We start from the raw sequence: 25,033 nt of genomic DNA, 5'->3' as shown, positions 1-25,033 counted from the left end.
GGATTGTTCGTCCCATCATGGCGTAGCGACATGACAGCACAGCATCTGACCATCGTTCATTACCCGCTGCATCAACGATGGCGTTGCGTGGAAATCACGTCGCCCGACTGGGAGCATGTTTCCGACGCCATTCGAAAAATGGACGACAACGAATACCCTGTTTTGGAAATGAGCTGGGCGGAAGTTGAAACCTGCGGCGACGATGAGGAGTCATTCCACATCGTTGGCGGCAGCAAGGTGGGATTTGCGCTGTCCAATTTCTGCGGCGATTGGCGGTTTGAAGACCCAGACGGAGGCGAAGAAGAAGTTCGACTCTGGCAAAGCGATCAAGGTTATTTCTGCAAGCGCAAAAACATCATCGCCGATATCGATGTAGTGCTGAAATTAGCCCGGATTTATTTCGAAACGGGCTCCTATGACGAAATTCGAAACGCCTGCGTCAAACTTTAATGCGTAGGCTGGGATGCCAATCCCAGCACCAACGAACGCCGGAAAGCTGGGATTGGCATCCCAGCCTGCATAATTAAGGCGACGACGCTTTCGCATCCATCAACGCCGCAACCCGCTCCGCATCCTCGGGCGTCGGGTTATAGACGATCATGCTGAGATCTTGCCGGCCATCCACCGCAAAGGCGGAATATTCAAATTCAATATTGCCGAGAATCGGGTGGCGGATATTTTTGACGCGTTCGCCGTGCGGGCCTTGCACGTCGTTGTCGCGCCACATCGCGCGGAACTCCGGGCTGAGGCGGCTCAGTTCTTCGACCAGAGGTTCAATTTCCGCGGCGGCGCCTGCGCGGGCGGCTTCTACGCGGAATGCGCCCATGACGAAGCGGGCCACGCTTTCCCAGTCGTACTGCGATGCGCGTGCGCGTGGGTCCAGAAAAATGTGGCGAAGAATGTTTCGCTCTTCAGGAGGTAGTGCGTCGTAGTCCATGATCATGGCGGTGGCGGCACGATTCCAGCCGACGACGTACCAGGTTGCGGTGCGAATAATGGCAGGCGTTGGATTTAATGCATCGAGAACACGCTGCAGTCGTGGCGTGATGCCTTCGTTCTTGTGATAGCGCGCTTCTGGCGGGCGACCGAGGCCGAGTAAGAAAAGATGTTCGCGTTCCACCTCTGTGAGCATGAGCGCATGTGCGATGCGATCGAGTACATCGGCTGATGGCGCGCCACCGCGACCTTGTTCGAGCCACGTATACCAAGTGGGACTGATGTTGGCGCGTTGCGCCACTTCCTCGCGGCGCAAGCCGGGTGTGCGACGGCGACCGGCGGGAAAACCAAGCGCGGCGGGGTCGAGTTTCGCGCGGCGGTTTTTTAAATAAGTGCCGAGCTGATTTTCATGCGTTGCCGGCGCGTCCATCCTATTAGCCTTTATAACAGGATAATTTCACTACTTTACTAGCATAATCCTAGCGTAGAGAGTTGTCTCCGGATATTTCTGGAGACTTAAATCATGCGCATATTCGTTACAGGTGCTACGGGCTTTATCGGCATGCCCGTCGTCAAAGAATTAATCGCGGCTGGTCATCAGGTGCTGGGTCTTTGTCGTTCGGAAGACAAAGCGGCCGCATTGGCGGCGACTGGCGCCGAGGTTTATCGCGGATCGATGGAAGACGACGATATTCTTAAAAAGGGCGCAGCCGATTCGGATGGCGTTATCCATTTGGCCTTCAATCACGACTTCTCGAAATTCGTGGCGAACTGCGAAGACGATCGACGCGTTATCGCCGCGCTTGGCGCGGGACTTAAAGGTTCGACTCGGCCCTTGATCGTGACCTCCGGAACCGGATTGGCCAATACCGTGCCCGGCCAACCGGCGAAGGAAGATAACGCGACGATAGGTTCCGATGTTATTCCGCGCGCTGCGTCAGAAGAAGCTGCAGCCGCTCTCGCCACCGAAGGCGTCAACGTATCCGTGGTGCGTCTCCCGCAGGTACATAATCCAGAGCGCCAGGGTCTTATCACGCAAGCCATTGCGATATTCCGCGAAAAGGGCGCATGCGCCTATATCGGAGATGGACATAATCGCTGGCCGGCAGCGCACGTACTCGATGTAGCGCGTCTCTATCGATTGGCGGTCGAAAAAGCCGAGCCGAACGCGAAGTATCACGCTGTTGCGGAGGAGGGTGTATCGCTGCGCGATATGGCGCAAACGCTTGGCGCAAGGTTGAACCTACCGGTCAAATCCATCGCAGCCGATGAAGCGCAAGCGTTCTTCGGATGGCTCGCCATGTTTGCTGGGCGCGATTCCCCTGCATCTAGTGAGCAGACGCGGAGAAAACTGGGATGGCAGCCGAATGGGCCGAAATTGATTGCCGATCTGGAGCAGTTGCAGGTTTCTTGAAGCCCGATCAAAAGCGGTAATCCGTAGGCTGGGATTGTCATCCCAGCCTATCTACTAGTCATCAGCGCAGAAAATAGTAAACAGCGTTTCCATCAAGGCATGCACGCGATGATCGCTGATGGAGTAATAAATCGACTGCCCCTCGCGCCGTCCTTTGATCAACTTGTCCCGACGCAGAACGGAAAGATGCTGGGACACGACGCTTTGCGCCAGGTCCAGCGATTCGGAAAGGTCGTTGACGGAGCGCTCTTCGTCCACCATCTGGCACAACAGCAACAGACGATTTTGGCTGCCGATAGATTTGAGTAGGCCGGCGGCGTCTTCAGAACGGTCTTGCATGGTCTGAATATCCAGCTTGCGCTTTTTGGTTTTGGCGGGGCGTTTTTTTGCGGTAGCCATTACAGCGTATCCATGGGGATCTTGATGTAGCGGATACCGTTTTCTTCGGCGGGCGGAAATTGGCCGGCGCGCATGTTTACTTGGATCGAGGGTAGCAATAGGCGCGGAACGGCGAGGGTTGCGTCGCGGGTGTTGCGCATTTGCACAAAGGCCGCTTCGGTAACGCCTGCGTGCAAATGGATATTGGCGCGTTTTTCTTCGCCAACGGTGGTTTCGTACGCGTATTCGCTGCGTGTCGCCGATTTGTAGTCGTGACACATAAAGAGCTGCGTGTCGTCGGGCAGTGCGTAGAGTTTCTGTATGGAGCGATAGAGGATGTGGGCGTCGCCGCCGGGAAAGTCGCAGCGGGCGGAGCCGCAGTCGGGCATAAATAAGGTGTCGCCGACAAAGGCACAGTTACCGATCAAATGCGTCATGCAAGATGGAGTGTGACCGGGTGTGGCAATCGCGGTGGCTTCGATTTGGCCTACGCGATATGTTTCGCCGTCTTTAAAGAGATGGTCGAATTGGCTGCCGTCTCGTTTGAAATCTGCGTCAGCGTTGAATAGTTTTCCGAAGACGTTTTGAACGGTTTGGACGTGCTCGCCCGTAGCGATTTTTCCGCCGACGAGCGCCTTGATATAAGCAGATGCAGATAAATGATCGGCGTGCACGTGGGTTTCGATTAACCACTGCACGTGGAGGCTGTTGGCATTGATGAACGCCACGATGATGTCCGCAGCGTTGTGTTTGGTGCGACCCGATGCGGGGTCGTATTCCAGTACGCTGTCGATAATGGCGGCTTGTCTTTCTTGCGGGTCCCATACGACATAGCTAAATGTATTGGTCGGTTCGTCGAAAAACGCTTTGATCTCTGGCGCTTTCATGTTCAATAACCTCGCATTACGAAGCGCTGTGGGACGAGATACGGCTTATAAGCCACCATCCGAATGCCATGGCGGCGACGAACAGCCAGACGGATGGCGCACCGCCAGAGAGTGACGTAAGGGCAGGGCCAGGACAATAGCCCGCGATGCCCCAGCCGATACCGAATAGTGCGGCGCCAACGATTAATTTCCGGTCGGCGTTTTTTGATTTGGGTAAATGGAATTCGCGTTCTAGCCACGGTTGTGGGCGGCGTAGAACAAGGCGGTAGCCGATCATGGTGGTGAGTACGGCAGCGGCCATGACAAACAGCAGGCTTGGGTTCCACTGGCCGGCAATATCGAGGAATGCTTGGACGATCGCGGGTTGCGTCATGCCGCCTAGCACGAGGCCAGCTCCAAACAATAGGCCTGCAATGAAAGCCACGATGTGGTTCATAAGTGCGGTGTCCCGAAGAGACGGCCTGATTCGCACTGAGTCTCGGCGCGCGCGTTTTGCTGCTTCCCCTACGTGTAGTAGGGGAGGGTTGGGGTGGGGTGAAGCGGTCTTGCGACGATGCATCGGAGATGCCTTATTCATGGCTTGCTTTGATGAAGGACGCGAGCGTTGCCCGCGTCATCCCACCCTAGCCCTCCCCTGCAAGCAGGGGAGGGGACTGTGCTTCGTGTTGTTGAGAGTTGGTGTTATTCAATGGATATGATGGGTTATGAAAACGGTGGCTATGCCGAAGAGCATGAAAATGAGCGTCGCCACGAGGGAGCGCGCTGACAATCGCGCGATACCGCATACGCCATGACCGCTGGTGCAGCCGCTGCCGAGCCGGGTTCCGACGCCAACCAAAAGGCCTGCCACTACCATCCACAGCCAACTTATGGTGGGTTGGCCGATGCCGTTTTCGCCGATGAAGAAACGCATGGCGAACGGCGCAAGAATAAGGCCGGCCAAAAACGCTAAGCGCCAGCCACGGTCGGATGTTGGAGGCGTGGAAACCAGGCCACCGACGATGCCGCTGATACCGGCGATACGTCCGAGCGCTCCCATAAGGAGTACGGCAGCGAGACCGATCAGAACGCCGCCAAGGCTTGAGGACAGCCAATAAGCCATAATTACATTAATTCGTATATTAGAAAGTATGAATATATAACCGGGAAGGCCAGGCGGGCAAGTGCCTCCCATTGGCGACAAAGGGGTCGGGAAATGCAGCTCTTATTCGGCGATGCATTTCGCTTACACGCGTCAGCTTTCCCGCCGACACAAATCCGCGTCCGCTTACAGATATCCGATTCGCGTTATGCGAAGGTTCGCAAGTCGGGTGTGCCTCCGTGCTAACGATCCCGGCACACCCGACATGGGTGGAGTAGCGCGGATCGCCTGGGTAGCAGCCCAAACGATCCGCTGGCCACAACCGACACTAAGGATGTTGATCATGGTTATCCCCGATCATACGGCACGCTCGCACCCGCGAGCCCCCGCCACGCCGCGTTTAGTACTACTCCACCGCCGTTCATACTGGACGGCGTCGGGACTAAGTGGGCACTAGTTAGGGAATGTAGTCGGATTACCCCTCTAATTAGGCAGGATTTTTCCTGTAGCCCTTCACGCCATGCGCAATGCATGGCGTGACCTACGCGTATGGACTAAAGCCCATGAAACACTTCTTGATCGATCTCCCTTCCGAGGGAGGCTATGTGCTGTCCCAAGGCGACTACAACCAATTGTGCGAGGCGCGGGATAGGTTGTTTTTGATGGCGCAGTTGGCTGGCGTGGCGTCGTGCGATGTCGACAACCAAGCGCTGCTGGTTATTCGGCGCATGCCCTTGGGGCATTTGTTTGGCGATTTGAGTTGTCAAATTGGCGAGGTGTTGGATGCTATTGCGCATGTCACACCGATTGCGAGTTCGGCGCAGTCGCAGTGAACACGCAGGTTGGGGCTAACCCCAGCCTGCGCATTCATTGGCGTAGTAAAGATTGCGAAAGTCGCTGGGTCCCGGCTTGACAAGCATTGCTGTTGAAAAGCACCTCGCCGGGAGGACGAGCAGAAAATGTGGAGAGATGGAGATGAGCGCGTCATCCGATCTCCCTGATCGAGTTTTCGCTTCTTCAACTACTCGTAGATATAGAGCCGTTTGTAGTCGACAAGATCGTTAGAAGTGACGCGACGGCCAATATCTTCGAGCCATGGTTCTAATGCTGCGTCGGGAGCGATGGGATGCATGTCACTTGGGTCTTCTTCGTAGTGTGGCGTGTCGGAATGACGTTCCTGCCAGTCCGCCCATGCTTTGTCGAGCATGCAGTGATGCATCCAAAAGATGGGGTCGTTGGGAGAAGCGTCACCTCCCATGTCGCCTCCAACTACGTTATGAGGGGGATTGTGCAGAATTTGGTTCGCCTGATGGTTGAACCCGCTGTTGTTCTGGTCGACAAATCGGTCGATGGCTAACAACCTCTGTAGTTCAGTCGGCTGGACAATAGTTTGTCCAAATAGCTGGTCCGCTCGCCGCCTCTTGAGGGAAGGTTCGGGGTTGGGGTCAAACATCGTCGGCCGGACAAAAGTATTCCATCGACCTATTTCATACGCGAACGGGCCCGTTAATACATTTCCTTGCTCCCCGTTATCCGGTATCTCGCCGCCGCCGCCGAGGAAGTTGTCGGTGAATGGCAATACACCGTTTTCAAGAGGCTGCGTCCAGTCCCAGTAAGGTACCGTGACGTTCTCGAAACCTGGAAGCGCACGTAGAAGGCTTTCAAAGTGATAGACATAGAGACGATGCCATGGGAGTAATGCATTGCCATGTGCACTCCATGAATGGTCAATCATGGTATCCACGTGCACCCTCACCATATCGTCGTAGCACCCGACATTGATGTTGTAGCGATGCTTCAATTCCAAGACCGCGTTGATGAATTGGTCACGTTCTTCTGCAGTCATCCGCAGAATATTTTTTCGAACTCGCAGTGGGCCTGGGTTATTCAGGTCGGGAAGTCCCTTTGGTAATTTGCCAACCCGGCCTTCGAGAAAAGGAGCTAGCTGCGAATCATCGAGCGCGACCACGGCGGCGTTGGCCGTGTTTTGCAGCGTGGCGAAGGCTTCGTAAAAATTGAAGGCGCTGTAGTAACCGCCGCCGTTTCTTCGACGAACGGCAAGGGGTTGTTCGTCAATGAAGATGGCATCTTTGAACAGTCCTCCGTCATCGGGTAGCGCATTGGGGTGGATTTCCACCTGACGACCCTCGAACTTGTAATTCAACGCTAGTGGGTTTTGTGTTCGGTTTTTCTCAGTGATGTCGTTCATGGACACTCCTTGGTCGTTTTGTTTGTTGCTTCCTGGATTTGTCTTGCTTTGCGCTTCGGGTAAATCGAACCAAAGAACAGACTGCTTTGGCATGCGAATCGCTTCGCACACACATTGGTACCATTACGAAATTGGATTTGAATGTCGTCGCGCGCCGGTTGGTGTGTGGGCGATTTCATTGTGTGCGTAGGCGCGTTGGATGCCTCGCCGAGAGAAGAGATTCGCCGGTGCTATCGCTAAAGCGCGAGATAGGAAGGTTTTGGGGTTGCTCTTAATCGTCATTCCAGCGAAAGCTGGAATCCAGCGTCTTTGCAGCCCGAAGTCACTTGATGATTCGCTTCGCTCCCCCTTCGGGGCCGTCCTTCGGACGTTCTTCGTGCTGCGCACTATGTCCAGCTTTCGCTGGAATGACGATTAGGCAAGTGTTGAGATCTCGGCTAGCAGGATTGGCCGGAATACTCACGGCCAATCCTTCTACCAGCGCGCCGCCATATCGGTGGAATGGCAGGTTAGTCTTTCATCGAACGAATGAAGCAAAAAGCATTTGGGCGTCAATGTGCCGACGCAAGCTTATAGAGCGATCAACCGCGCTTAACCTTACGACGACCCGCTTTTTTAGCGATGCGCTTTTTCGGTCCGGGTTTGGCTTTGGCAACGGCGCCTTCGATCAGCAAACTTTCCGCCGTGACGCCGCGTTTTTTAACGGCGGCAGCGAACCACAGCGGGCGCTTGCCGCGGCCGGTCCATGTTTGCGAGGGGTCTTCCGGGTTGCGGTATTTGGGGGCGACGGCGCCGCGCTTGCCGGTTTTGGCTTTGCCGCCGCGCGTGGGGTAGACGTCGGCGAGGGTGAGGTTGGCGTTGCTGAGCAGGGTGTCGATCTTTTTGCGAAGTTCTTGCACTTGGTTGGTTTTTGCTGCGTGCATCTGCGCTTCCGCGTTGGCGATAAGCGACTGGAGTTCTTTCGGTGAAAGGGCTTTCAAATCAATGGCCATGCGTTGTCCTTATTGTCGATTATTTCTACTGCTCAGCCTAAAAAGGCTAGTAAATATGAACAGGTTTTGCAAACCGCCACCAGTCGGTGCAGCGCCATGTCGTGCGTGGCTTTTTCTTACGTATTGTTAAAAATCGTACACAAGTGTGGGCCTATATAGACAAGTGCGTCGGTAATCGGGCGGAGGTTTTTTCAAAAGAGTGATCGGAGTCGCGATTAATAAATCGCGGCTTTATTTGAATAATGGGTTCGGATGCATACCGACGGTTGTTTGCGCGATTTACACACATGCTGGTGTTAGATGCGAGCTTGCGAGGTACCGCCGCTCGGACAAATAAGGGGGTTTATATGATCCGCAAGCCACTGGGTTTTGCTTTACGCACGGTCGCCGCAACGGCGCTGATGACGGCCATGTTGGCTACACCCGCCATGGCCCACCAAGCTGTCGTGACAGGTTTGGGTCAAGCGTGGCCGAACGCGGCGGATGTCAGCGTCAGCCCGCATTACCATGTTTATGTCTTTGTGCGGGACGGTATTCGTTACTTTCAAATCAATGATGCGAACGGCACGGTGCGTGCCGCGGTGGCGGTGGCGGACAACGTTGTCCTGGTGCTGCCGATCGGCGTGGATGCGGGCAATGTGAGCACGCTGCACGGAAATGGCCTATCCGCCACGCTCGACAATGCGCAAACGGTCTACAGCGACACGACCACGCGTATTACGGTAACGCCGACCGCGACGGGTGCGTCGCAAGTGAATGTGATTACACCGGCAGATTCGTCGGATACCGGCACGTGCACGGACCCGTTCAATTGCACGGGCCAAGTCGTTCGCCAGCCTAGTCATTGATGGCGGCTCCCAAATAAAAAGAGCGGTCGCTTCGCGATCGCTCTTTTTTTGCATTCGGGATTTGCTCAGCGAATATACAGTTCGCGCGGTTCGGGCGATTTATCGAAGGCCCCTTGCGCCCGCTGACTGACGTCGTGCACTAACGCGGTAATCCGCAATTGATTGTTTTCGGTCGCGCTGTGCAGGTCGCCGTTATATAGGCGAACAAAATCGCGCATGGCGACCAGGCCTAATCCGTTGGCGCCCAGTTTCGCCGCCAGATGCTGACTTTCCTGTTTGGTGTGGACGAGCGGCGCTGCGTGCGCATCGTCCCAGCTGCCGCAAATACGCAGCACCGCCCAGCGCTGGCCATGGGTGAAACCGCCGCGCAGCGTCATGGTCATGGTGGTGCACGCCTGTTGCGCGAATACGTGCACGGCTGCCTCGCAGGCCAGGCGATAAATGGCCGCATGCACACCGGGCGACAGCTGGCTCAAGCCACGGCCCTTCAGGTCGAAGCGGTAGGCGATATTGGCTTCGTCCAGCGAACGCCCGATGGTTTCGCGCATCGCCGCCGGCAAGCCGCGCTCGCGCCAGGCGATGGGATGCATGGATTCCACCAGTTGATGAACCTGGTGCTGCGTCGACGCCATTTGCTTGTAATAGGTTTGACCTTCGATCGGCGGCAACATGTGCTTGAACCGATTGAGCAGGCGGGCTTGCGTCAGCTGCAACGTGCCGCCGATTTGTTCCAGCGTTTGCGCAGCTTGGCGCATGCGCAGTTCGCAAAGATAGAGACCTTGCTGTGCGAGTTTTACGGCGGTGTGCGCGTCGAGGCGTTCTTGTTCTTCGGCGGCGTTTTGCACAGCGATACGTGCGCCCAATGCAAACAGACAAGTAGCGGAGAAGCCGACGAACGCTTGCGTGCCAAGCACGTCCAATGCACCGACACGCGATTCCAGATCCATAAAGATGGCGCTCAACACGGCCGCAATGCCTATCGCCGCCGCGCGCCAACCGTGTTTGACGGTGAGCCATGCGACTGGCAAGAACATCGCCATGCGAATCACTTGCTGCGCATCGGGCGAGGCGCGGTGATTCACCCAAAAAAGCACGGCGAGCGTCGGCAACAGCAGCACCAGCGATTCCATCGTCAATTGACTGCGTACCCAGCCCAGCATGCGTTGTCGCAGCGGCGCGGATTTTTGCAGCTTCAACACCAGCACCACCGGAAGCACCGTAAGGATGCCAGCGTATTTACCGAGAAAGACTTGCACCACTTCCAACTTATGGATGTGGTAAGGATGCGCCGCGGCGGACGGCGGCGAAACGGTGGCGAGCACGGCCACCGTGGTGATGGTCCACACCAGCGATACCAGCGCTACGCACAGCAGCAGCGCATTGGCGCGCACCAACCGCTTGGACGGGAACATCGCCAGTTTGTAGCGGCACCACCACACCACCGGCATGGCGAACAAAATCGGCGGGATCGAGTTGCAAATGGTCCAGGTGAGACCGTATTGCGGCAGGCACGGGATATTGTCGTAAATAAGCGGACCGGTGTCGGCCAAAATAAGCGCTGGCCAATAGCGGTAGGGAAGCAGCACCAATGCGCTCAGGCGCAGGCCGCCGGTAATCGCCCAAATACCGTTCGAATACGGACGCAGCAAAAGATAGGCAGCCGTATAAGCGACGAAAACCGCCAGCTGGCGCAACCACTTATTGTTGGCAATGGATGTGAGCATTTGTTGCATCCCTGGGCATTGGCTTACCGCACCCTGCCGTCCTTGGGCGGTATGACTTCCGATGATGCAAGACCATGCAATGCTTAGACCGTGCCATTCGGGCCGCGTCGACAGGCTGCGAAGGGTTACGTGTAGGGAATGATACGCAGCGAGGTGCTTTAAAACGTGAAGATGCGAGCCTAGAACGGGAGTTGCGTCACGCTTTCTTATGCTCCTATGAAAACGTTTTTTCGCCCGGTATTCCAAGGGATGCTCTGATCAATTCCACGTAGGCGGCATGATGTCCAGAAGGCGCGCAGGGTGTGTTGCGTGGCGCAGGGCAGACTGGCCGTCTGTTCAAGCCACGCGGCGCAGCCTGCGCGCCTTCTGGACATCACCCTTCGGGCCGGCTTGTCCGCTTGCATGCCTTCGGCCCATCGTCTCGACAGACAGCCAGTCTGCCTTCGCCGATGGTCCTATGGCCTGCAAACGGACAAGCCGGTGACGCCTACGTGGAATTGATCAGAGCATCCCAAGCAGTCAGCTTGGCGCATGGGTAAGCCATTCGCCGTATGAGATAATCACCAGTCCCGCCGCATCCCCCCACGCCATGAGCCTTCAGAAAGACGCTTTCCGCCGCTTCCAGGAAGAACTTGCCGCCCTCGATCAACAGATCGAAAAGCGCTCGACCGAGCAGCGTTCGACCAAAAAGCAGACGGCCAAACAAGCTGCCATGTCAGCTATGGAGAAGGCGAAAATGGAGTTTCTGGCGTTACGCGAACGGCATAAGTTGACGGTGGCCGACGTGGTGGCGTTTTTCCCTGAGGAAGAGGGCATTGCGTATTTGCAAAGCCTGATCGCCCAGGTGAACGCGAAGCCGAAGCGGGGGCGGAAGCCGAAAAGCAGTGGGTCTGACGCGTAGGGGCAGGTTTAGACCTGGGCGCACTTGCTCGCCGCTTTGCCTAAATGCTCGTCGCCCCGGCGTTCGCCGGGGCGACGGTACTTATATACGTAACCATTTTGGGGCCGCTTTCTGCGCTTAGAGAAATGAGCGCTCAGGGTTCGATGACGACACGCCCCAGCGTCCCCTTCGCCACCATGTCATACGCCTCGCGCGCCTGATCGAGCGCAAAACGATGCGCAATCACCGGCGCTTCGAATTTGCCATGATCGAATCCGCGCGCCACGCCCTGCATCAACGGTGCGGATTCCACCACGCCCAATTTGGCGCTATCGGCGCCGAGCAGTTGCGTTTCGTTGTGATAAAAATCGATAACGTCGAAGTCCACGCGACGTTTCCCGGTGGCGCTGATTTCCACCACACGTCCGCGACGCTTGGCGAGCCCCAGCGCGGTTTCGAACGCGACGCCGCCGACGCTATCGAACACCACATCGACGCCGCCCGAAAGCCCTGACATATCGCGCAGGTGCGTTACGGTGTGCTCATCGAACGGCACGAAACCGGCGATACGCTGGCCGGCAGGCGAGTGCGGATCGACCGGATGTCGATCGATGCCGATGACACGACAACCCAGCGCATGGGCGATCTGCGTGACCGCGCCGCCGACGCCGCCGCCGACGCCGATCACGGCGATGGTTTCGCCTTCTCGAAGCTGCGCGTAATCCATCACGCCCAACCATGCCACCACAAAATTGACGCCGATGGCGGATGCTTGCGCGTGATCGAGCGCGGCGGGTTTGCGCACCAAGGCGCCGACCGGCAGGCTGATGTATTGGGCATGCGTACCGTCGCGCGTAAAGCCGATATCGCCGCCGGTACCCCAGACTTCTGCGCCGATCCACGCCTCGGGCCCTTCTTCCACCACGCCGCTGAAATCCCGTCCGGGTATGCGCGGCAACGTGGTTTGCGGGAAATGGCCGGCGACATTTTTTACGTCGCTGGGATTGACCGAGGCGCCATGAACCCGCACCAAGGCGGAGCCATGGCCAGTGGCGGGCTTGGGCGCATCGATCAACTCCAGTACGTCGGGTGTGCCGTAGCGGCTGAATTGCAGGGCCTTCATGCAGTTCTCTCCCGTCAAAGAGGCTCAATAAGTCCGCCCTAAGCTAATCTCTACACAATACCGTTCTGGAACAATACCTCTTGCATGGTGGGTCGAAGGTAAACGAGGTATGCACATAATTTTGGTCGAAGACGATTTGCAGCTGGGCGGGGCCATTCAGCAGGCGCTGGAGCGGCTCTCCTATGCGGTGACGTGGCTGCGTGACGGCCGCGAAGCGCTGCTCGCCATGCGCGATCAGACGGCGGATTTGGTGCTGTTGGATTTAGGTTTGCCGAATAAAGACGGCCTGGAAGTGCTGGCCGAAGCGCGCCGCTCGCACGTCAACACGCCAGTGATCGTGATGACCGCGCGCGACGGTTTGGAAGCGCGCGTTCGCGGCCTGGATGCCGGTGCGGACGATTATCTAGTCAAGCCCTTTCACGTCGACGAATTGAGCGCTCGCATTCGCTCCTTGACGCGTCGTGCGCAGGGATTGGCGGCCAACCGCATCGACGTGGGTGTGATCAGTTTGGATATCGGCACGTGCGAGGCGGAGTATCGAGGTAAGCGCATCGAACTGACGCGTCGCGAGTTTTCGCTGTTGAGGATTTTGATGGAACGCGCCGGCCGCATCGTGCGTCGCGAGCATCTGGAAAATTCGCTGTACGGATTGGACAACGCCGTGGGAAGCAGCGCATTGGAAGTGCAGATTCATGCGTTGCGACGCAAGCTGAGTTTCGATGCCATTCGTACCATTCGTGGCGTGGGCTACATGATTCCAAGGGACCCGACGTGAGGACATTGAGTCTTAGCGGCCGCCTTCGCTGGATGATTATTGCGGTATTGATCGTCGTGCTGTTGCCGCTTGGTTTGTACAGCTATTACCGCTCGTTGAAGGAAACGCGCGAATTGCTGGATGGTCGTTTGGCGCAATCGGCGCGCACGCTGGATGTGATGATTCAGCACGCCAGTCTCGATGTGCTGCACCGTCCTGAGACAGAATCGTTGGTGGTGCCTATCCTCACCCGCAAGGCCGAAGAGCAGTTAATGCACGGGCGCACGTACGAAGCGGAAGTCGGCTATCAAGTGCTCGACATGCACAATCATGTGCATCTGACGACGGCTAACTTCACGCAATTGCCGTTGCCTTCTACGCCGATCTCCGGTTTTGAAAATCATTTCTTCAACGGCTACGGCTGGCGTATTTTCACCTTGGTCGACGACACCAATAATGTGGTGATTCGTATGGGTGAGCGCGACGACAGTCGGCGCGATATTACGCATGCGTTGTGGCTAGACCTTGGCTTACCGCAAGTGGTGGGTTTGCCGCTGCTTGCGTTACTCGTTGGTTGGGCTGTCCGGCGCGGTTTGCGCCCGCTCAATCGATTGCGACAAGCGTTGGCGTCGCGCGCGCCTGGCAGCCGCGAACCGATTCGTTTGGACAACGCGCCGCGAGAATTGCAACCCGTGGTGGATGCGCTCAATACGCAGCTCGAACGCTGGGAAGACGCGTTGGAACGCGAACGTCGCTTCAGCGCCGACGTGGCGCACGAACTGCGCACGCCGCTGGCATCCACGATGATTCATCTGGACAGCGTGAAGTCCAGCGACGTAACGCCGGAAGCATGGGGCGCATTGACGAGTGCGCATTCCGGTCTTGCGCGTTTGGCGCGACGTATCGAGCAACTGCTCGCCTTGGCGCGGTTGGAAGCAGGCGCTGCGGCAGGTCAACGCAGCGATGTGGATCTGATTGCGTTGGCGATGAATGTCATCGACGAGCTGGCGCCGCTGCTTGGCGAAAGCGGCGTGGATTTCGCCTTCGCCGAGCACAACGATACGTTGATCGTGAAAGGCTACGAAGCCGCGCTGGCTGCCTTGGTGCGAAATCTTATCGAGAACGCCATGCATCACGTACCGTTGGGCGGACAGGTGCAGTTGGCGATGTATCGGTCGAGGGAGTCGACGGTGATTGAAGTGGTCGACAACGGGCCTGGCATTCCTGTCGAACGACGCGCTGCCGTGTTTGCGCGGTTTCATCGCGAAGCGGCCAGCGGCGGCGATGGTTATGGTTTGGGATTGTCGATCGTGCAGCGCGCGGCGCAGTTGCATGATGCGGCGATTGAGTTGCTGGATGCGCCGACTGGGCGCGGGTTGCGGGTTAGGGTGGCGATTCCGGATGGGGGTAGTTAGGTACGCCCTACCATGACCATTCCAATCACCTCACCGTCGTCCCGGCGAAAGCCGGGACCCAGCGGCTTTCGATACACACAAGCGAAGACACTGGGCCCCGGCTTTCGCCGGGGCGACGAGAAATAAACTTTATCGCTAGGGCGGCCCTCTCCCTGCAGGGGAGAGGGAGCATAAGCGGCGGATTACGGCTTGCCGACGGTCAAAATCGCAAAGCTATCCGGCACGGGCTGCAGACGACCTTTCGCATTCTTCTTATCGCTAAGCTGCGCCGACGACAGATAAACGCGGTGCTTCTGCGTATCCAGCGCTTGCGTGCGCGCGCTCACTTGCGTCTTCACATTGGCGACCACGCTGTAGTGATCGGCGTCGTCTTCATGCACAACAGTCAGCGTGCCGCTTTCGCCGTTGGAGCTGTAGACCACGTTTTCGGTGGGATCGAACGTCACCGCGTCAGGGCCGTCGCCGATGGCGACTGTCGCGATGTGATGGCCGTTGGTGGCGTCGGTCACGGCCATCACTTGGTTATCGCACACCGAGAACAAGCGTTGATGCGCCACATCCATCGCTAAGCCGCTGGGCGATTCGCACGGCGCCAGCGTCCAGGTGTTCAACACTTTGTTGGCGCGGCTGTCGATCTGCACGAGTTCGGATTTGTCTTCGAGATTGACGTAGACGTGTCCTGCGCTATCGGTGGCGGCGAATTCGGGGCGGCCGGGCAGGGCGATGGTGGCGATAACGGCGTTCTTGGCCGGATCGATCACGCTGACGTTGCCGCCTTTGCCGTTGAACGTCATCACATGATGCGAGGCGTCGTCATACAGAATGGCGTCGGGCTTTTCGCCGGTGCCTTTGATGGTGGCGACAGTCTTGAGCGAATCGAGGTCGAACACGGTGACCGCGTCGTCCTTGCCGTTGCTGGTGAAGCCGCGATGCAGATCTTGCGCGATGGCGATGCCGTGCACGCCGTTGGTGTTGGGAATCGCGCCGATCTGCTTGTCTTGGTCGACGTCGATCACCAGCACGCGGTCACCGCGGCTCACGAACAAATGACGGCGTTGCGCGTCGAAATTCAGGTAATCCCAACCGCCGGCGCCGCCCAGCTTCAAGCGATGAGTTACCGCCATGGACGACGCAGCGGTATCGGCGGCCAGGGTAGGCGCGGCGGCGAGGCACGCCAGGGATGCGAGTACTGCAGTGGCTAGTGGCCGAAGCATAAGGGTAGGCTCGTGGTGGGAATGGTCTCGCAAGAGTGCCTTCGCTTACTTACTTCTAGCTTAGTGTCGCCAATGTCAGCATCGGGTGGCAAAACATCAGGATTTGCGAGGTTTGCTCCCTCCCCGACGTGTAGTAGGGAGGGTTGGGTGGGGTGAAGCGAATCTTGCGGAGAAGTTGAATAGGGCAGCAAGCGCATGCAACCCCACCCCAGCCCTCCCCTGCAAGCAGGGGAGGGAAACAAGAACGCCGCTTGGTGACTGACTCTCAATGGGGAGCTCCCCACAGCAGGCGTAAGCCCAGATTCGCGGTTGCGCCGCGTCGGTGGAGGCTGTCGATGTTGCGCAGATAGCTGGCGTCCCCGTAAACGCTGAGGCGAGGCGTCAACGTGGCGCTGACGCCCCCGCCGAGCTCGACGGCGGTGCTGGCGAGATTGGCGGGAACGACGTCTTCGCCGGCAAATACGGTGTTGTAGTTGCGATGGAAATTGCGCCAGAGGTTGAGCTTGAGATACGGCTCCAAGGTTTGCGTCTCGTTCGAGAAGCGCCCGAGCAAGCGGCCGCCTAGGCGACCGGTCGCGGCATTGATGGATGAGAATGCGACGCTCGATACAGGATCTTGAAAACCATCCATGGTGATGTGTTGAAAGATCGCTTGCGCTTGCGGTTCCAGCGCGAGGTGCGACGTCAGCGCGATGGGTACGCCGCCTTCCAGCGATGCGCTGAAGGAGCTTCCGTGCATGGCGTCGTCGAAATGCTGACTCGAATCGACATGCGTGTGGAACCAAGTGCCCATCAGCACCACGTCGATATAGGCGCGCGCTTCGGTAACATGCGTCCAATACGCGCCGACGCTGTCGCCGTTGATGTGCAGGCCGCCAGCGCGTACGTTGCTGAAACCATCGTCGCTGCCGTCGACCAAGCCATTGGCGTGCGTGTAGCCCACGAATGCGCCGAAGTGATCGCCTTGCCCGTTTTCGCTTTCGTGCACAAAAATATCGTGCCCGACTTGCGCGCCTTCAATATTGCCGTCGAATCGAGGCGTAGCGCCGCCACTTTGCTGTTGATTGTTGTGGGTGCTAAGCACGCGCGCCCATCCGGCGGGCATCCATCCGTCGCCATCGAGTAGCAGCTGACCTCCCTGGCGTTGATCGAAGGTTCCCAGTTGCGTCACGCCCATTTGCATGGCGACGGCGGGAATGGCCGAATCCATCGCAACTTCCGGACGGTATAGCCGATCGGGTGGCGATCCCGCGGGCAGCGGAGCCGGGAGCGGCGGCGTTCCCAATGCGGGAATAGGCGCGCCTTCGGAGGATGGTGTTGGTGTTCGCGTCGGCGTCGGCGTCGGCGTCGGTGTCGGTGTTGGTGTCGGCGTCGGTGTCGGTGTCGGTGTCGGTGTTGGCGTCGGTGTTGGCGTCGGTGTTGGTGTTGGTGTCGGTGTCGGTGTCGGTGTCGGCGTTGGCGTCGGTGTCGGTGTTGGTGTTGGTGTCGGCGTCGGCGTCGGCGTTGGCGTTGGCGTTGGCGTTGGCGTCGGTGCCGGCGTTGGAGCTGGCGTCGGAGCTGGAGTCGGAGCTGGAGTCGGAGCTGGAGTCGGCGCTGGAGTCGGAGCTGGAGTTGCCAAGGGCGCCGGTGCCGGTGGTAAGGTCGAACGCAAATACCAGTTATTAGAAGTACCAGGCGTCACACCGCCTTCAAACAAGTAGTACGTGTATGCGCCTGCTTCGACCTGTCCACCATTCAACGCGAACGCGGTGATCGGAATCGTTGCGCCATGGGTCGCTTCAACAAGCAGAATGCCGTTCACGACGGTCAGCCCACCGTCGCCACTTGCATTGGTGACATGGATGGTTGTGCTGCCGCCGGCGGTGCCGCCGCTGATGATCAATTTGTCGGATGGCGAGTTATCCGCGCCCAGAACGGTGTTGAGCAAAAGTCTGGCCGGATCGCCGGTGTAATTGCCGGTGATGGTGAATGTGTTGGCAGCGGTCGAACCACCGTTGGTGAGATTGATGGTGCCGGCGTTGGTGACATTCGCAAGTTGCCCGCTCGCGAACGGTGCGATGCCGCCATTTGCGCCGTTTCCCGCTAAAAGCGTGCTGGTCGCATCGATCGTTACATTGCCTGTGCCGGTGCTCGCGTTACCAACGGTCAATACGCCGTCCATGGTTACGGTGCTGTTGTTGGTGACATTCACTTTCGGCCAGTTGGTGAAGCCCGCTATACCCGTGACGGTGGCGCCGTTGAAGGTCAGCGTGTCGGTGGACACGCCCGCACCGCTTACCGTACCGGTGAGATTGAAGATACCTTGGAGTGTTGCGGTATTGAACGCGCCGCTACCGCTCCAGCTCCAATCGCTGCCTTGCCCCAACAAGGTTTTAAATCGCGTAAAAGCATTGGTGACGCTGCCGGTACCTTGAAGAATGACCGTGCTTGGACTCGTGCCGCCGCCGCCATCGGCAGAACCAATGATTGACGAACCGGTTTGCAGAATCAGCGTATTGGCGCCTAACCCCATCTGCACCGCCACGCCGCTGTTGCTTTGAAGCAAGCCGGCATTGACGATGGTGCTGGCGCCGTTGAGCGTGCGTACCGCTGCGCCGGATTGCGCAATGATCTTGCCGCCCGCCAGATTTTGAATATTCGCGGTAAAACTCGAACCCGCCGTATTGGAAAATACGGCGTCAGCGGTTGTGCCTTGCGCTTGAATGGTGCCGCTGTTGATCAGCTTGTCGTTATTGCCTTGCATGTACGCGGTCGTGCTGCTTGCGCCAGTGGTCAGCAACGTACCGGTGTTGGTGATCGTGCCGTTCTGTCCAAGAATCGACATCGCGCGCGCATTGCTACCGGATGTGCTGATCGATCCGTTGTTGATCAACGTGTTGTTGATCTGGCCCACGTTGGTTTGGCCCCACGCGGCGGTCATGCCGTAAGCGTTGGGGCCTCCCGTGGTGATCGTTCCGTCATTGGTGAGCGTATTGCCATTTCCGTTGGCGGCCATGCCGTCGTTGTAAGCGCCAGTGGTGGAGATGCTGCCTTGGCTGCCATTGGTGAGCGTGTTGTTGTCACTCGTGCCGAGCATCACCGCGCCGCGATTGGTGCCGGTGCCGCTGCCGCCCGTCAGCGAAAGAATGCCGTTGTTGGTGATCTGGCTGGCGTGGTCGACGCTGAAGCTGAGCGGATTGACGGTGCGCGTGTTAGCGAAATTGACGCCGCTGACGATGTTGATGATGACATTGGCGCTACCCGCTTGCGCGATCACCGGCGCGATGCCGCTGCCGCTGCATGTCACAGTCGTGCCCGTTGCGGGAGCCGTATTGGTGCACGTCGCGTAAAGCGCGCTAGGGTGGAGCAGCGACAGCAAAAGCGCGGGCGCTGTAGCAAATACATAACGTGGTACGCGCTGTGGATCGTGCCGGTGACGTCTTGTACAAACGTTGCGCGACATGCATACCTCCCCGCCATCCGTTAGCTGGAAATGCTTTGGGCGAGCACACGCTGGACGACGATCCGTCCGCTGGCGCGCAGCTCATGCAAGCTGTACCCCTTTGTTTTGTATAGTCCTTTTTTAAAGATTTGTGTAAAGAATGCGTGAAGGGGTGTCGGAGGTGGTTGCCCGGATGACATCCACGCCGCACTGAATGTACGGGTCATCGACAACGTATTCGTGGGGAATTCGCTCGTGCGAGCTAACCGATCATCCCTTGGTTTTCTGCGCTTCTTGCAGCTTGCCCACCGCGGCTGCGGCATTCACCTGCAGCATGCCGTCGGATACTTTGCTGTTCTGTAGCAGCAAATCGTGGATCGCGTGCGCGTCCAGCTTGGGAGCGATGGAAAGCAATAAAGCGGCGATGCCGCTGACATGGGCCGCCGCCATCGACGAGCCGGAGGTGAAGTCGTAACCACCCCCAGGTTGCGTGGTGAGAATGTCTTTTCCCGGCGCGCTCAACACGCCTGTCGGCGCGTTCGATGCTTCGCTGGTGCGAACCACGATGACGCCCGGATCGTGATCGGGAAAGCCGTTGAGTTTTCCGTCCGGCGGCATCGCCGCGATAATGATGCGGCCTTGATCGAGCAATTGCGTCAGCAGTTTGTCGAGCAAGGGATCGGGTGGGCCGCCCAAACTCAAGTTGATGATGCGCGTATCCGTATCGACAATCGCCGCAAGCGCTTTGGCGAGCGTGAAGGTATTGCAGCGCGCGCCCGCATGCGGCATCTGCGGATACCAGCAGGCTTTGTATACGCTGAGCGTGACCTTGGGCGCGATGCCGACGATGCCTTGATGATTGTCGCCATCCGCCGCGATGATGCCGGCGACTTCGGTGCCGTGGAAATCGTGATCGTAACCGGGCGCGTCGCCGTCGATGGCGTCGCTGGTGTCGTGAATACGGCCTTTCAGTTCCGGGTGCGTGGTGTCGACACCGGTATCGACGATGGCGACGCGTACGCCTTCGCCTTGGCTGATGGTGTGCGCTAGCGCGGCGTCGGTTTCGACAAAGCCGCGTTGCAGATTGGCGTAGGGATCGTTGTAGTGATGCGCATCGGACTGCGCATCCGCGTACACCGAATAATCCTGCAGCGGTTGCGCGAGCTTTACGCGCTCGTCTTTCGCCAACGTTTTGAGCAAGGCGTCGCGATCCGCGCCTGACGGCGGTTCCAATACGACGCAATACACGCCCAGCGCCTTGATCGGCCAGCCGGCGACTTCGTGCAGCTGATAGCTTTGCTTCAACGCGGTCAGTTGCGATATCGCGCGCTGACCGGCGCCGTAAAAACCGGGCGGAATGTAGCCAAGTACGCTGGAACCCGCATGCGTAGCCGGCGGATCGATGGGATTGGCGACGGCGAGCACGATATCGCGCTCGGGATTCATCGTCGTCGCAAGCGGTGCGTTATCGCGACGATCTTCGGATGCGGCGACGGGCGCATGCGCGCACGCGCCCAAGCCCACCATGGTTGCGGCAAACAGAAACGCGCGGTACGTCATGGTGTGCCGCTGACAGGCTCGGCAAGGCGGATGCCGCGTGTTGCGCGCAACTGTTGCAACGCGTGGTCTTGCGCCGACGGCGACGCCGATGCGGCGGGCGCGACGGTGTAAGCGCCGACTTCGTTGGGGCCGCCGACCACTTGCAATTGCAACGTGTGCAGCAGCGTGTTCCAGTCGGTAATCGTCATCGTGGTATCAGGCACCACGCGAATCGCACCCGCCGCCACCGGCGCGGAGACCTGGCTATAAGTGTGATACGCCGGGCTCGGATTGGCCGGCCACAGTTTTACGCCAAGGATGCCGATGCCGAGCGCTTGAATCAGCACCGTCGCGACCAACGCGCGGCTGAGCCAAGGCATTGCGCGCGGACGCACGGGTTGATCCTGCAGATCGGGCATATCCAGGCGGCCGAGCAAGCGTTGCAATCCGGCATTCGCATCGACCGGCACGTCCGACGGCAGCGCGAGCGCAAGGCGCAAACGCTGCTGCTGTTCGAATTCGGCGCGGCAGGCTTCGCAATGCTGCAGATGGTGTTTCAGTTCGTCGCGCTGCGCGGGTGTCGCGGTGTCTTGAATCACCCACGGCATGGCTTCCCACGCGTGCACGCATTCCTTGCTGGAGTCGATGGGGAACGTCATGACACCCGCTCCTTGTAAGTGGATGCGCCTTCAGCTAGTACCGGAAGCACATTGCGCAGTTTTACCCGCGCATGAAATAGACGCGCTTTTACCGTGCCGACAGGACAACGCATGATGGCGGCGACGTCGTCCAGCGAATGACCTTCGCCGTAGACGAGTTCGATCACCACGCGCTGATCCGTGGACAAACGGTCCAGCCCCTTGCTTAGCCAATCGCGCAATTCGCGGTCTTCTTCCGGATCGGTGGCGGGCAGGCGTTCTTCCGGCAGCGGCGATTCTTCCACCGGCTCGTCGCCGTGTTGGCGCAGCGCTTTCAATCCGCAGCGGTAGGCGATGCCCATGATCCACGTGGATACGCGTGAGTCGCCGCGAAAATCGGCGGCTTTCTGCCAGGCGATCCAGAAGCAGTCGTTGATCACCTCTTCCATGATGTCCGCGCGACGCGTGAGTCGCGACAGAAAACGGCAGAGACGTCCGTGATAGCTGTGATACAGCGTCGCCAGCGCCACGCGGTCGCCCTCGGCCATGCGTTGAAGCAGCATGCGATCGGCGGCGTCGGCTTGGTTGTCGGCTTCGTTCATAAGCTCAAGGACACATGGCGCTGTGGATGATCGGTCGGCTAAGGATGCAATGGCTAACGTCGCTTAGGCGACAGGATGTCCAGAAGGTTCGCAGGCTGAATCGCGCGGCACAGGGGAGGCCGGGTGCAGTGCCGGACCGCGTGGCGCAGTCTGCGAGCCTTCTGGGCATCGCTGGTTGGGCCGTTACTGTCTGTCCGCATCCCTTAGCCCCTATGGCTCGCCGAACAGTCAGCTGGTCTGCGAACGGACAGTAACGGTAACACCTAAGCAAAATTGACCAGGGCACTACTAAGTGCCGATCGGGCGCGAAAAGGTTGCCTCGCCTCAAAACGACCAGGAGACGGTGGCCACCCAGGGGGCGGCGACCAGGCCGCCCAACCGGCGCCGCGCCGCGGCATCCACGGCGACCCGGTCCAGTTCTACGCGCCAGGGGCCGTCGGCCCATAGCAGGCCGAACTGGCCGTAGCCGTATAACAGGGTCCCGCGCTCGGCGTATTCGTGCCGGAGATGGTCGTAATAGCCGGACGATGCAAGCGATTGGGTCGCGCCAATGCCGGCGGATAGAGAAAAGTGCCATGCCAGGGGCCAGTGGACATTGAGGTCGGCGGCGCCGCGCGGATGATGATCGCTTCCGTTGCCCGTCACGCAGATCGCCGATAGACCGAAGGTGAGAATGTCCCTGTATATCCAGTTCAACCCCGCTTCGGTTCGATCGAACGCTTTCGCGCGGGGATTATCGGGGTAATCGTAATAAAGCACGCCAGCCTGCATCTGCCAGCTGTTGGACAGCCACCACGCATGCGAGACGTCGGCGATGGTTTCGGTGATATGGCCAAAGGAGCGCGCTTCGGTGCTGCCTGAAAGCCCCAGCGACCAGCCGGACGATGTATTTACGGACGCGGCGGCTTGCACGATCGTCGTGACCGGCGTGACGGCGATGCCACGATCGACGAGTTGCGAACTGAGCGCGACGGTGCCGTTGAAGCTTGTCGATTGCGCATGCGATAACGCAGGAACCACGACGCCGAACCCCGCAAGGAGAGCGCCAACGTATGCGCGTCGATGCCGCATCACGTTCGCATGCATCCGATCAGGGGCCGATGTTTTCTGTCGTGGTGCCGCATTACCAAGGTATCCCTTTTCGTCGTGATTAGACTAAATCAAGGGAATGACCTCAATGAAGCGTGCTGAGATACGAAATAAGGTCGTCCACTTGTTTGGGATCGTCCAGGCCGTCGTACTTCATTTTCGTGCCGGGGTCCGCTTTTTTGGCGGGCTGGGAGATGTAAGTGCGCAGCTGGTCCTCCGTCCAGGTCCAATGGCGACTCCGCAACGCGTCCGAATAGTTGTAATCGGGCAGCGATGCTGATGGGCGCCCCACGATGCCAAACAAGCTCGGGCCTTTCTTGTTGTGGCCCTGCTTGACGGTGTGGCATTCGGCGCATTCGGACTTGAATACCTTTGCGCCGGCATTTGGTTCACCGGCCGCGGCGATCGTTGTCCCGAAGGCAAAGAGCGACGCCACGAGCGCGCCACGCAGGAAAAACCCTGTAATTCCACTCGTCACAACATGACTCCTGTACGTGTTTTTGTTCAGAACGCAATGCTTGCGGTAAACGAAAAGGCATTCAGATCCTTGGCGTTGGTAGCCAACGCGCCGGGACCGACGCCGAAAATATTGGTGGTGCTGCCGTTGAAGCGCGAGAAGCGGAACCACGTGGCGGCGAGTTTCAAATTCGCGATGCTGGTGAACGAATCGTCCTTGCCGAACGGCGTCCAGAACAGCGTCAGCAGATTGCTGGTGGTATTGGGATCGCCATACGGCACGTAGCGAACCGCATCGTGCGTACCTGTGCTTACCAAGTGCGCGTAGACGACGCCATAGCTTTGCTTGAACGTGTACGTGAAGGTAAAGGTTTGATCGTGCACGACGCCGCGCGGCAGCGCGACAAGACCGGGGAGGCCAGGAGCCGGCGGCGTGAATCCGTAGCGGCGTCGCTCGTAGATATTCACGTAGCTCAGCTGGATGATGTTGTCGCGATCACCCAAGTACTGATATGTCGCGTCGTAACCGAGATCCATGATGTCGTCGGCCTGCGCCGAGCGCGGGCGCTGTCGTTTGGTGGTCAACGCAACCACGCCGCCGGAAAAGAATTGCCGCTTCATGTCCTTCATATAGGCGAAGCGACCATAGACCGTGTCTTTGATTCGGCCGGGATCGCCGGAAAGCGAATAACCCAGATCGCTCTGCGTCGACGTTGGCATGGATGTGTACGTGCCGAGTTCGCCGTACCAATTGGAATCATAAAGGCCGTAGACGGTGGTGCCGATCACCCGGTCCGCCAATGCTTCGGTGCTGGAAAGATTGAGCAGCGTGCCTGACGTCGACGGTGGGCCGAGAATGGACGCATCCGGCAAGTCGGCGATCGGATCTTCGAAGCCGGGGCTATTGTTGACGCTCACCCCGAACACCGCATCCTTCTCGCCCACCTTCAAATCTTTGAGCACAAAACGCAGATCCATATTGCTCAACTTGGTGTTGTATTTATCGTTGCCGACGTTATCGGTTTCGACTTTGACAAAGCCGCCGAAGTGTTCGGTAAGACGGCCGGCCAGATAAATATCCGCTTCGGTCAGATCGTTCGTCACTTGCCCGCGCGTGGGGACGTTGTGCGTGCCGATCAGTTGCGCGGCGACCGGAATTTTCAGGCCGTTGCCATCGGTGTCGGTATAGCCGTTGAGTTTGAATTTCATGCCAAACGGCGTTAGCGCCGGGCCGTAAGCGCCCGCGTGGCAATCCGCGCACGATGAGCCGGTTTGTCGCGCAAATGCGGGCACCGCATGCGCACTGGTGCTGGCTAGCATCAATAGCGCCGTGGTTCCGTACCACATATAGGGATGCGTGGATGGCTGCCTCCTTGCTGCGCGCATCATGGGGCGAATCGGCGAAGGTGGCATGACGTCTCCTCGTTTCCTTG

General features: G+C 58.5%; 24 protein-coding genes. 7 read left to right on the top strand and 17 right to left on the bottom strand.

Going from position 1 to position 25,033, the window contains the following annotated elements:
* Positions 1-87: 87 nt before the first annotated feature.
* On the top strand, positions 88-450 hold the full coding sequence (locus L0U79_RS14130) for a hypothetical protein (protein WP_233842907.1): 363 nt from the start codon (positions 88-90) through the stop codon (positions 448-450).
* Positions 451-523: 73 nt separating this feature from the next.
* Here L0U79_RS14130 and L0U79_RS14125 read toward each other — a convergent pair whose 3' ends face one another.
* On the bottom strand, positions 524-1,366 hold the full coding sequence (locus tag L0U79_RS14125; RefSeq protein WP_233842906.1) for a helix-turn-helix transcriptional regulator: 843 nt from the start codon (positions 1,364-1,366) through the stop codon (positions 524-526).
* A gap of 93 nt (positions 1,367-1,459) precedes the next feature.
* Between L0U79_RS14125 and L0U79_RS14120 the strand changes: the two genes are divergently transcribed.
* Complete coding sequence (locus L0U79_RS14120; protein WP_233842905.1) at positions 1,460-2,350, top strand: SDR family oxidoreductase; 891 nt, start codon at positions 1,460-1,462, stop codon at positions 2,348-2,350.
* Positions 2,351-2,404: 54 nt separating this feature from the next.
* Here the strand turns inward: L0U79_RS14120 and L0U79_RS14115 are convergent, their stop codons facing one another.
* The 4 genes from L0U79_RS14115 to L0U79_RS14100 form a co-directional block, all read right to left on the bottom strand.
* Positions 2,405-2,749 (bottom strand): metalloregulator ArsR/SmtB family transcription factor, encoded by a 345-nt coding sequence (locus L0U79_RS14115; protein ID WP_233842904.1) that lies wholly within the window; start codon positions 2,747-2,749, stop codon positions 2,405-2,407.
* Entirely contained in the window at positions 2,749-3,615 is an 867-nt protein-coding gene (locus L0U79_RS14110) for an MBL fold metallo-hydrolase (protein ID WP_233842903.1), read from the bottom strand. The genes L0U79_RS14115 and L0U79_RS14110 overlap by 1 nt, the downstream gene beginning before the upstream one ends.
* Before the next feature lie 16 nt (positions 3,616-3,631).
* Positions 3,632-4,051, bottom strand: a complete 420-nt coding sequence (locus tag L0U79_RS14105) for a YeeE/YedE family protein (RefSeq protein ID WP_233842902.1) — start codon at positions 4,049-4,051, stop codon at positions 3,632-3,634.
* A 249-nt stretch (positions 4,052-4,300) separates the two neighbouring features.
* On the bottom strand, positions 4,301-4,717 hold the full coding sequence (locus L0U79_RS14100) for a YeeE/YedE family protein (protein WP_233842901.1): 417 nt from the start codon (positions 4,715-4,717) through the stop codon (positions 4,301-4,303).
* Between the two features lie 542 nt (positions 4,718-5,259).
* Between L0U79_RS14100 and L0U79_RS14095 the strand changes: the two genes are divergently transcribed.
* Complete coding sequence (locus L0U79_RS14095; protein ID WP_233842900.1) at positions 5,260-5,529, top strand: hypothetical protein; 270 nt, start codon at positions 5,260-5,262, stop codon at positions 5,527-5,529.
* 188 nt (positions 5,530-5,717) lie between these two features.
* Here L0U79_RS14095 and L0U79_RS14090 read toward each other — a convergent pair whose 3' ends face one another.
* The gene (locus L0U79_RS14090; RefSeq protein ID WP_233842899.1) at positions 5,718-6,905 is read right to left on the bottom strand and encodes a tyrosinase family oxidase copper chaperone; all 1,188 of its coding nucleotides are present in this window, start codon (positions 6,903-6,905) and stop codon (positions 5,718-5,720) included.
* A gap of 581 nt (positions 6,906-7,486) precedes the next feature.
* Positions 7,487-7,897 (bottom strand): H-NS histone family protein, encoded by a 411-nt coding sequence (locus L0U79_RS14085; protein WP_233842898.1) that lies wholly within the window; start codon positions 7,895-7,897, stop codon positions 7,487-7,489.
* A 347-nt stretch (positions 7,898-8,244) separates the two neighbouring features.
* On the opposite strand from L0U79_RS14085, the gene L0U79_RS14080 reads away from it, so the two are divergent.
* A complete protein-coding gene (locus L0U79_RS14080) occupies positions 8,245-8,745 on the top strand; it encodes a hypothetical protein (protein ID WP_233842897.1) in 501 nt (166 codons plus the stop codon).
* 65 nt (positions 8,746-8,810) lie between these two features.
* Here the strand turns inward: L0U79_RS14080 and L0U79_RS14075 are convergent, their stop codons facing one another.
* Positions 8,811-10,469, bottom strand: coding sequence for an MASE1 domain-containing protein (locus L0U79_RS14075; protein ID WP_233842896.1), 1,659 nt, complete (start codon positions 10,467-10,469; stop codon positions 8,811-8,813).
* Positions 10,470-11,058: 589 nt separating this feature from the next.
* Here L0U79_RS14075 and L0U79_RS14070 point away from each other — a divergent pair.
* On the top strand, positions 11,059-11,370 hold the full coding sequence (locus L0U79_RS14070; RefSeq protein ID WP_233842895.1) for a 2-hydroxyacyl-CoA dehydratase: 312 nt from the start codon (positions 11,059-11,061) through the stop codon (positions 11,368-11,370).
* Positions 11,371-11,503: 133 nt separating this feature from the next.
* On the opposite strand, the gene L0U79_RS14065 is transcribed toward L0U79_RS14070, so the two are convergent.
* Entirely contained in the window at positions 11,504-12,472 is a 969-nt protein-coding gene (locus L0U79_RS14065) for a zinc-binding alcohol dehydrogenase family protein (protein ID WP_233842894.1), read from the bottom strand.
* A 109-nt stretch (positions 12,473-12,581) separates the two neighbouring features.
* Between L0U79_RS14065 and L0U79_RS14060 the strand changes: the two genes are divergently transcribed.
* Together L0U79_RS14060 and L0U79_RS14055 are read left to right on the top strand one after the other, a co-directional pair.
* Positions 12,582-13,247, top strand: a complete 666-nt coding sequence (locus tag L0U79_RS14060; protein WP_233842893.1) for a response regulator — start codon at positions 12,582-12,584, stop codon at positions 13,245-13,247.
* The gene (locus L0U79_RS14055) at positions 13,244-14,641 is read left to right on the top strand and encodes an ATP-binding protein (protein WP_233842892.1); all 1,398 of its coding nucleotides are present in this window, start codon (positions 13,244-13,246) and stop codon (positions 14,639-14,641) included. Before L0U79_RS14060 ends, L0U79_RS14055 begins: the two co-directional genes overlap by 4 nt.
* A gap of 182 nt (positions 14,642-14,823) precedes the next feature.
* On the opposite strand, the gene L0U79_RS14050 is transcribed toward L0U79_RS14055, so the two are convergent.
* The 8 genes from L0U79_RS14050 to L0U79_RS14015 all read right to left on the bottom strand — a co-directional run bounded on the left by L0U79_RS14050 (position 14,824) and on the right by L0U79_RS14015 (position 25,013).
* Entirely contained in the window at positions 14,824-15,855 is a 1,032-nt protein-coding gene (locus L0U79_RS14050; protein ID WP_233842891.1) for a YncE family protein, read from the bottom strand.
* 265 nt (positions 15,856-16,120) lie between these two features.
* Positions 16,121-19,141 (bottom strand): autotransporter outer membrane beta-barrel domain-containing protein, encoded by a 3,021-nt coding sequence (locus L0U79_RS19305; RefSeq protein ID WP_233842890.1) that lies wholly within the window; start codon positions 19,139-19,141, stop codon positions 16,121-16,123.
* A 405-nt stretch (positions 19,142-19,546) separates the two neighbouring features.
* Entirely contained in the window at positions 19,547-20,836 is a 1,290-nt protein-coding gene (locus L0U79_RS14040) for a S8 family serine peptidase (protein ID WP_233842889.1), read from the bottom strand.
* Positions 20,833-21,474 (bottom strand): zf-HC2 domain-containing protein, encoded by a 642-nt coding sequence (locus L0U79_RS14035; protein WP_233842888.1) that lies wholly within the window; start codon positions 21,472-21,474, stop codon positions 20,833-20,835. Before L0U79_RS14035 ends, L0U79_RS14040 begins: the two co-directional genes overlap by 4 nt.
* A complete protein-coding gene (locus tag L0U79_RS14030) occupies positions 21,471-22,055 on the bottom strand; it encodes a sigma-70 family RNA polymerase sigma factor (protein WP_233842887.1) in 585 nt (194 codons plus the stop codon). The genes L0U79_RS14035 and L0U79_RS14030 overlap by 4 nt, the downstream gene beginning before the upstream one ends.
* 324 nt (positions 22,056-22,379) lie before the next feature.
* Positions 22,380-23,075, bottom strand: a complete 696-nt coding sequence (locus tag L0U79_RS14025) for a hypothetical protein (RefSeq protein WP_233842886.1) — start codon at positions 23,073-23,075, stop codon at positions 22,380-22,382.
* A gap of 154 nt (positions 23,076-23,229) precedes the next feature.
* Complete coding sequence (locus L0U79_RS14020; protein ID WP_233843912.1) at positions 23,230-23,580, bottom strand: c-type cytochrome; 351 nt, start codon at positions 23,578-23,580, stop codon at positions 23,230-23,232.
* Between the two features lie 68 nt (positions 23,581-23,648).
* On the bottom strand, positions 23,649-25,013 hold the full coding sequence (locus L0U79_RS14015; protein WP_233842885.1) for a cytochrome C: 1,365 nt from the start codon (positions 25,011-25,013) through the stop codon (positions 23,649-23,651).
* Between the last annotated feature and the right edge of the window lie 20 nt (positions 25,014-25,033).

Source organism: Dyella sp. 2HG41-7 (genome assembly GCF_021390675.1).
GTDB lineage: Bacteria > Pseudomonadota > Gammaproteobacteria > Xanthomonadales > Rhodanobacteraceae > Dyella_B.
This window is presented reverse-complemented; position numbering and strand designations above follow the sequence as displayed.

Excerpts from the sequence above, each read along its gene's own strand:
- L0U79_RS14125 (WP_233842906.1), bottom strand. The coding sequence starts at position 1,366 with ATGGACGCGCCGGCAACGCATGAAAATCAGCTCGGCACTTATTTAAAA.
- L0U79_RS14120 (WP_233842905.1), top strand. The coding sequence starts at position 1,460 with ATGCGCATATTCGTTACAGGTGCTACGGGCTTTATCGGCATGCCCGTC.
- L0U79_RS14115 (WP_233842904.1), bottom strand. The coding sequence starts at position 2,749 with ATGGCTACCGCAAAAAAACGCCCCGCCAAAACCAAAAAGCGCAAGCTG.
- L0U79_RS14110 (WP_233842903.1), bottom strand. The coding sequence starts at position 3,615 with ATGAAAGCGCCAGAGATCAAAGCGTTTTTCGACGAACCGACCAATACA.
- L0U79_RS14105 (WP_233842902.1), bottom strand. The coding sequence starts at position 4,051 with ATGAACCACATCGTGGCTTTCATTGCAGGCCTATTGTTTGGAGCTGGC.
- L0U79_RS14100 (WP_233842901.1), bottom strand. The coding sequence starts at position 4,717 with ATGGCTTATTGGCTGTCCTCAAGCCTTGGCGGCGTTCTGATCGGTCTC.
- L0U79_RS14095 (WP_233842900.1), top strand. The coding sequence starts at position 5,260 with ATGAAACACTTCTTGATCGATCTCCCTTCCGAGGGAGGCTATGTGCTG.
- L0U79_RS14090 (WP_233842899.1), bottom strand. The coding sequence starts at position 6,905 with ATGAACGACATCACTGAGAAAAACCGAACACAAAACCCACTAGCGTTG.
- L0U79_RS14085 (WP_233842898.1), bottom strand. The coding sequence starts at position 7,897 with ATGGCCATTGATTTGAAAGCCCTTTCACCGAAAGAACTCCAGTCGCTT.
- L0U79_RS14080 (WP_233842897.1), top strand. The coding sequence starts at position 8,245 with ATGATCCGCAAGCCACTGGGTTTTGCTTTACGCACGGTCGCCGCAACG.
- L0U79_RS14075 (WP_233842896.1), bottom strand. The coding sequence starts at position 10,469 with ATGCTCACATCCATTGCCAACAATAAGTGGTTGCGCCAGCTGGCGGTT.
- L0U79_RS14070 (WP_233842895.1), top strand. The coding sequence starts at position 11,059 with ATGAGCCTTCAGAAAGACGCTTTCCGCCGCTTCCAGGAAGAACTTGCC.
- L0U79_RS14065 (WP_233842894.1), bottom strand. The coding sequence starts at position 12,472 with ATGAAGGCCCTGCAATTCAGCCGCTACGGCACACCCGACGTACTGGAG.
- L0U79_RS14060 (WP_233842893.1), top strand. The coding sequence starts at position 12,582 with ATGCACATAATTTTGGTCGAAGACGATTTGCAGCTGGGCGGGGCCATT.
- L0U79_RS14050 (WP_233842891.1), bottom strand. The coding sequence starts at position 15,855 with ATGCTTCGGCCACTAGCCACTGCAGTACTCGCATCCCTGGCGTGCCTC.
- L0U79_RS14040 (WP_233842889.1), bottom strand. The coding sequence starts at position 20,836 with ATGACGTACCGCGCGTTTCTGTTTGCCGCAACCATGGTGGGCTTGGGC.
- L0U79_RS14035 (WP_233842888.1), bottom strand. The coding sequence starts at position 21,474 with ATGACGTTCCCCATCGACTCCAGCAAGGAATGCGTGCACGCGTGGGAA.
- L0U79_RS14030 (WP_233842887.1), bottom strand. The coding sequence starts at position 22,055 with ATGAACGAAGCCGACAACCAAGCCGACGCCGCCGATCGCATGCTGCTT.
- L0U79_RS14015 (WP_233842885.1), bottom strand. The coding sequence starts at position 25,013 with ATGCCACCTTCGCCGATTCGCCCCATGATGCGCGCAGCAAGGAGGCAG.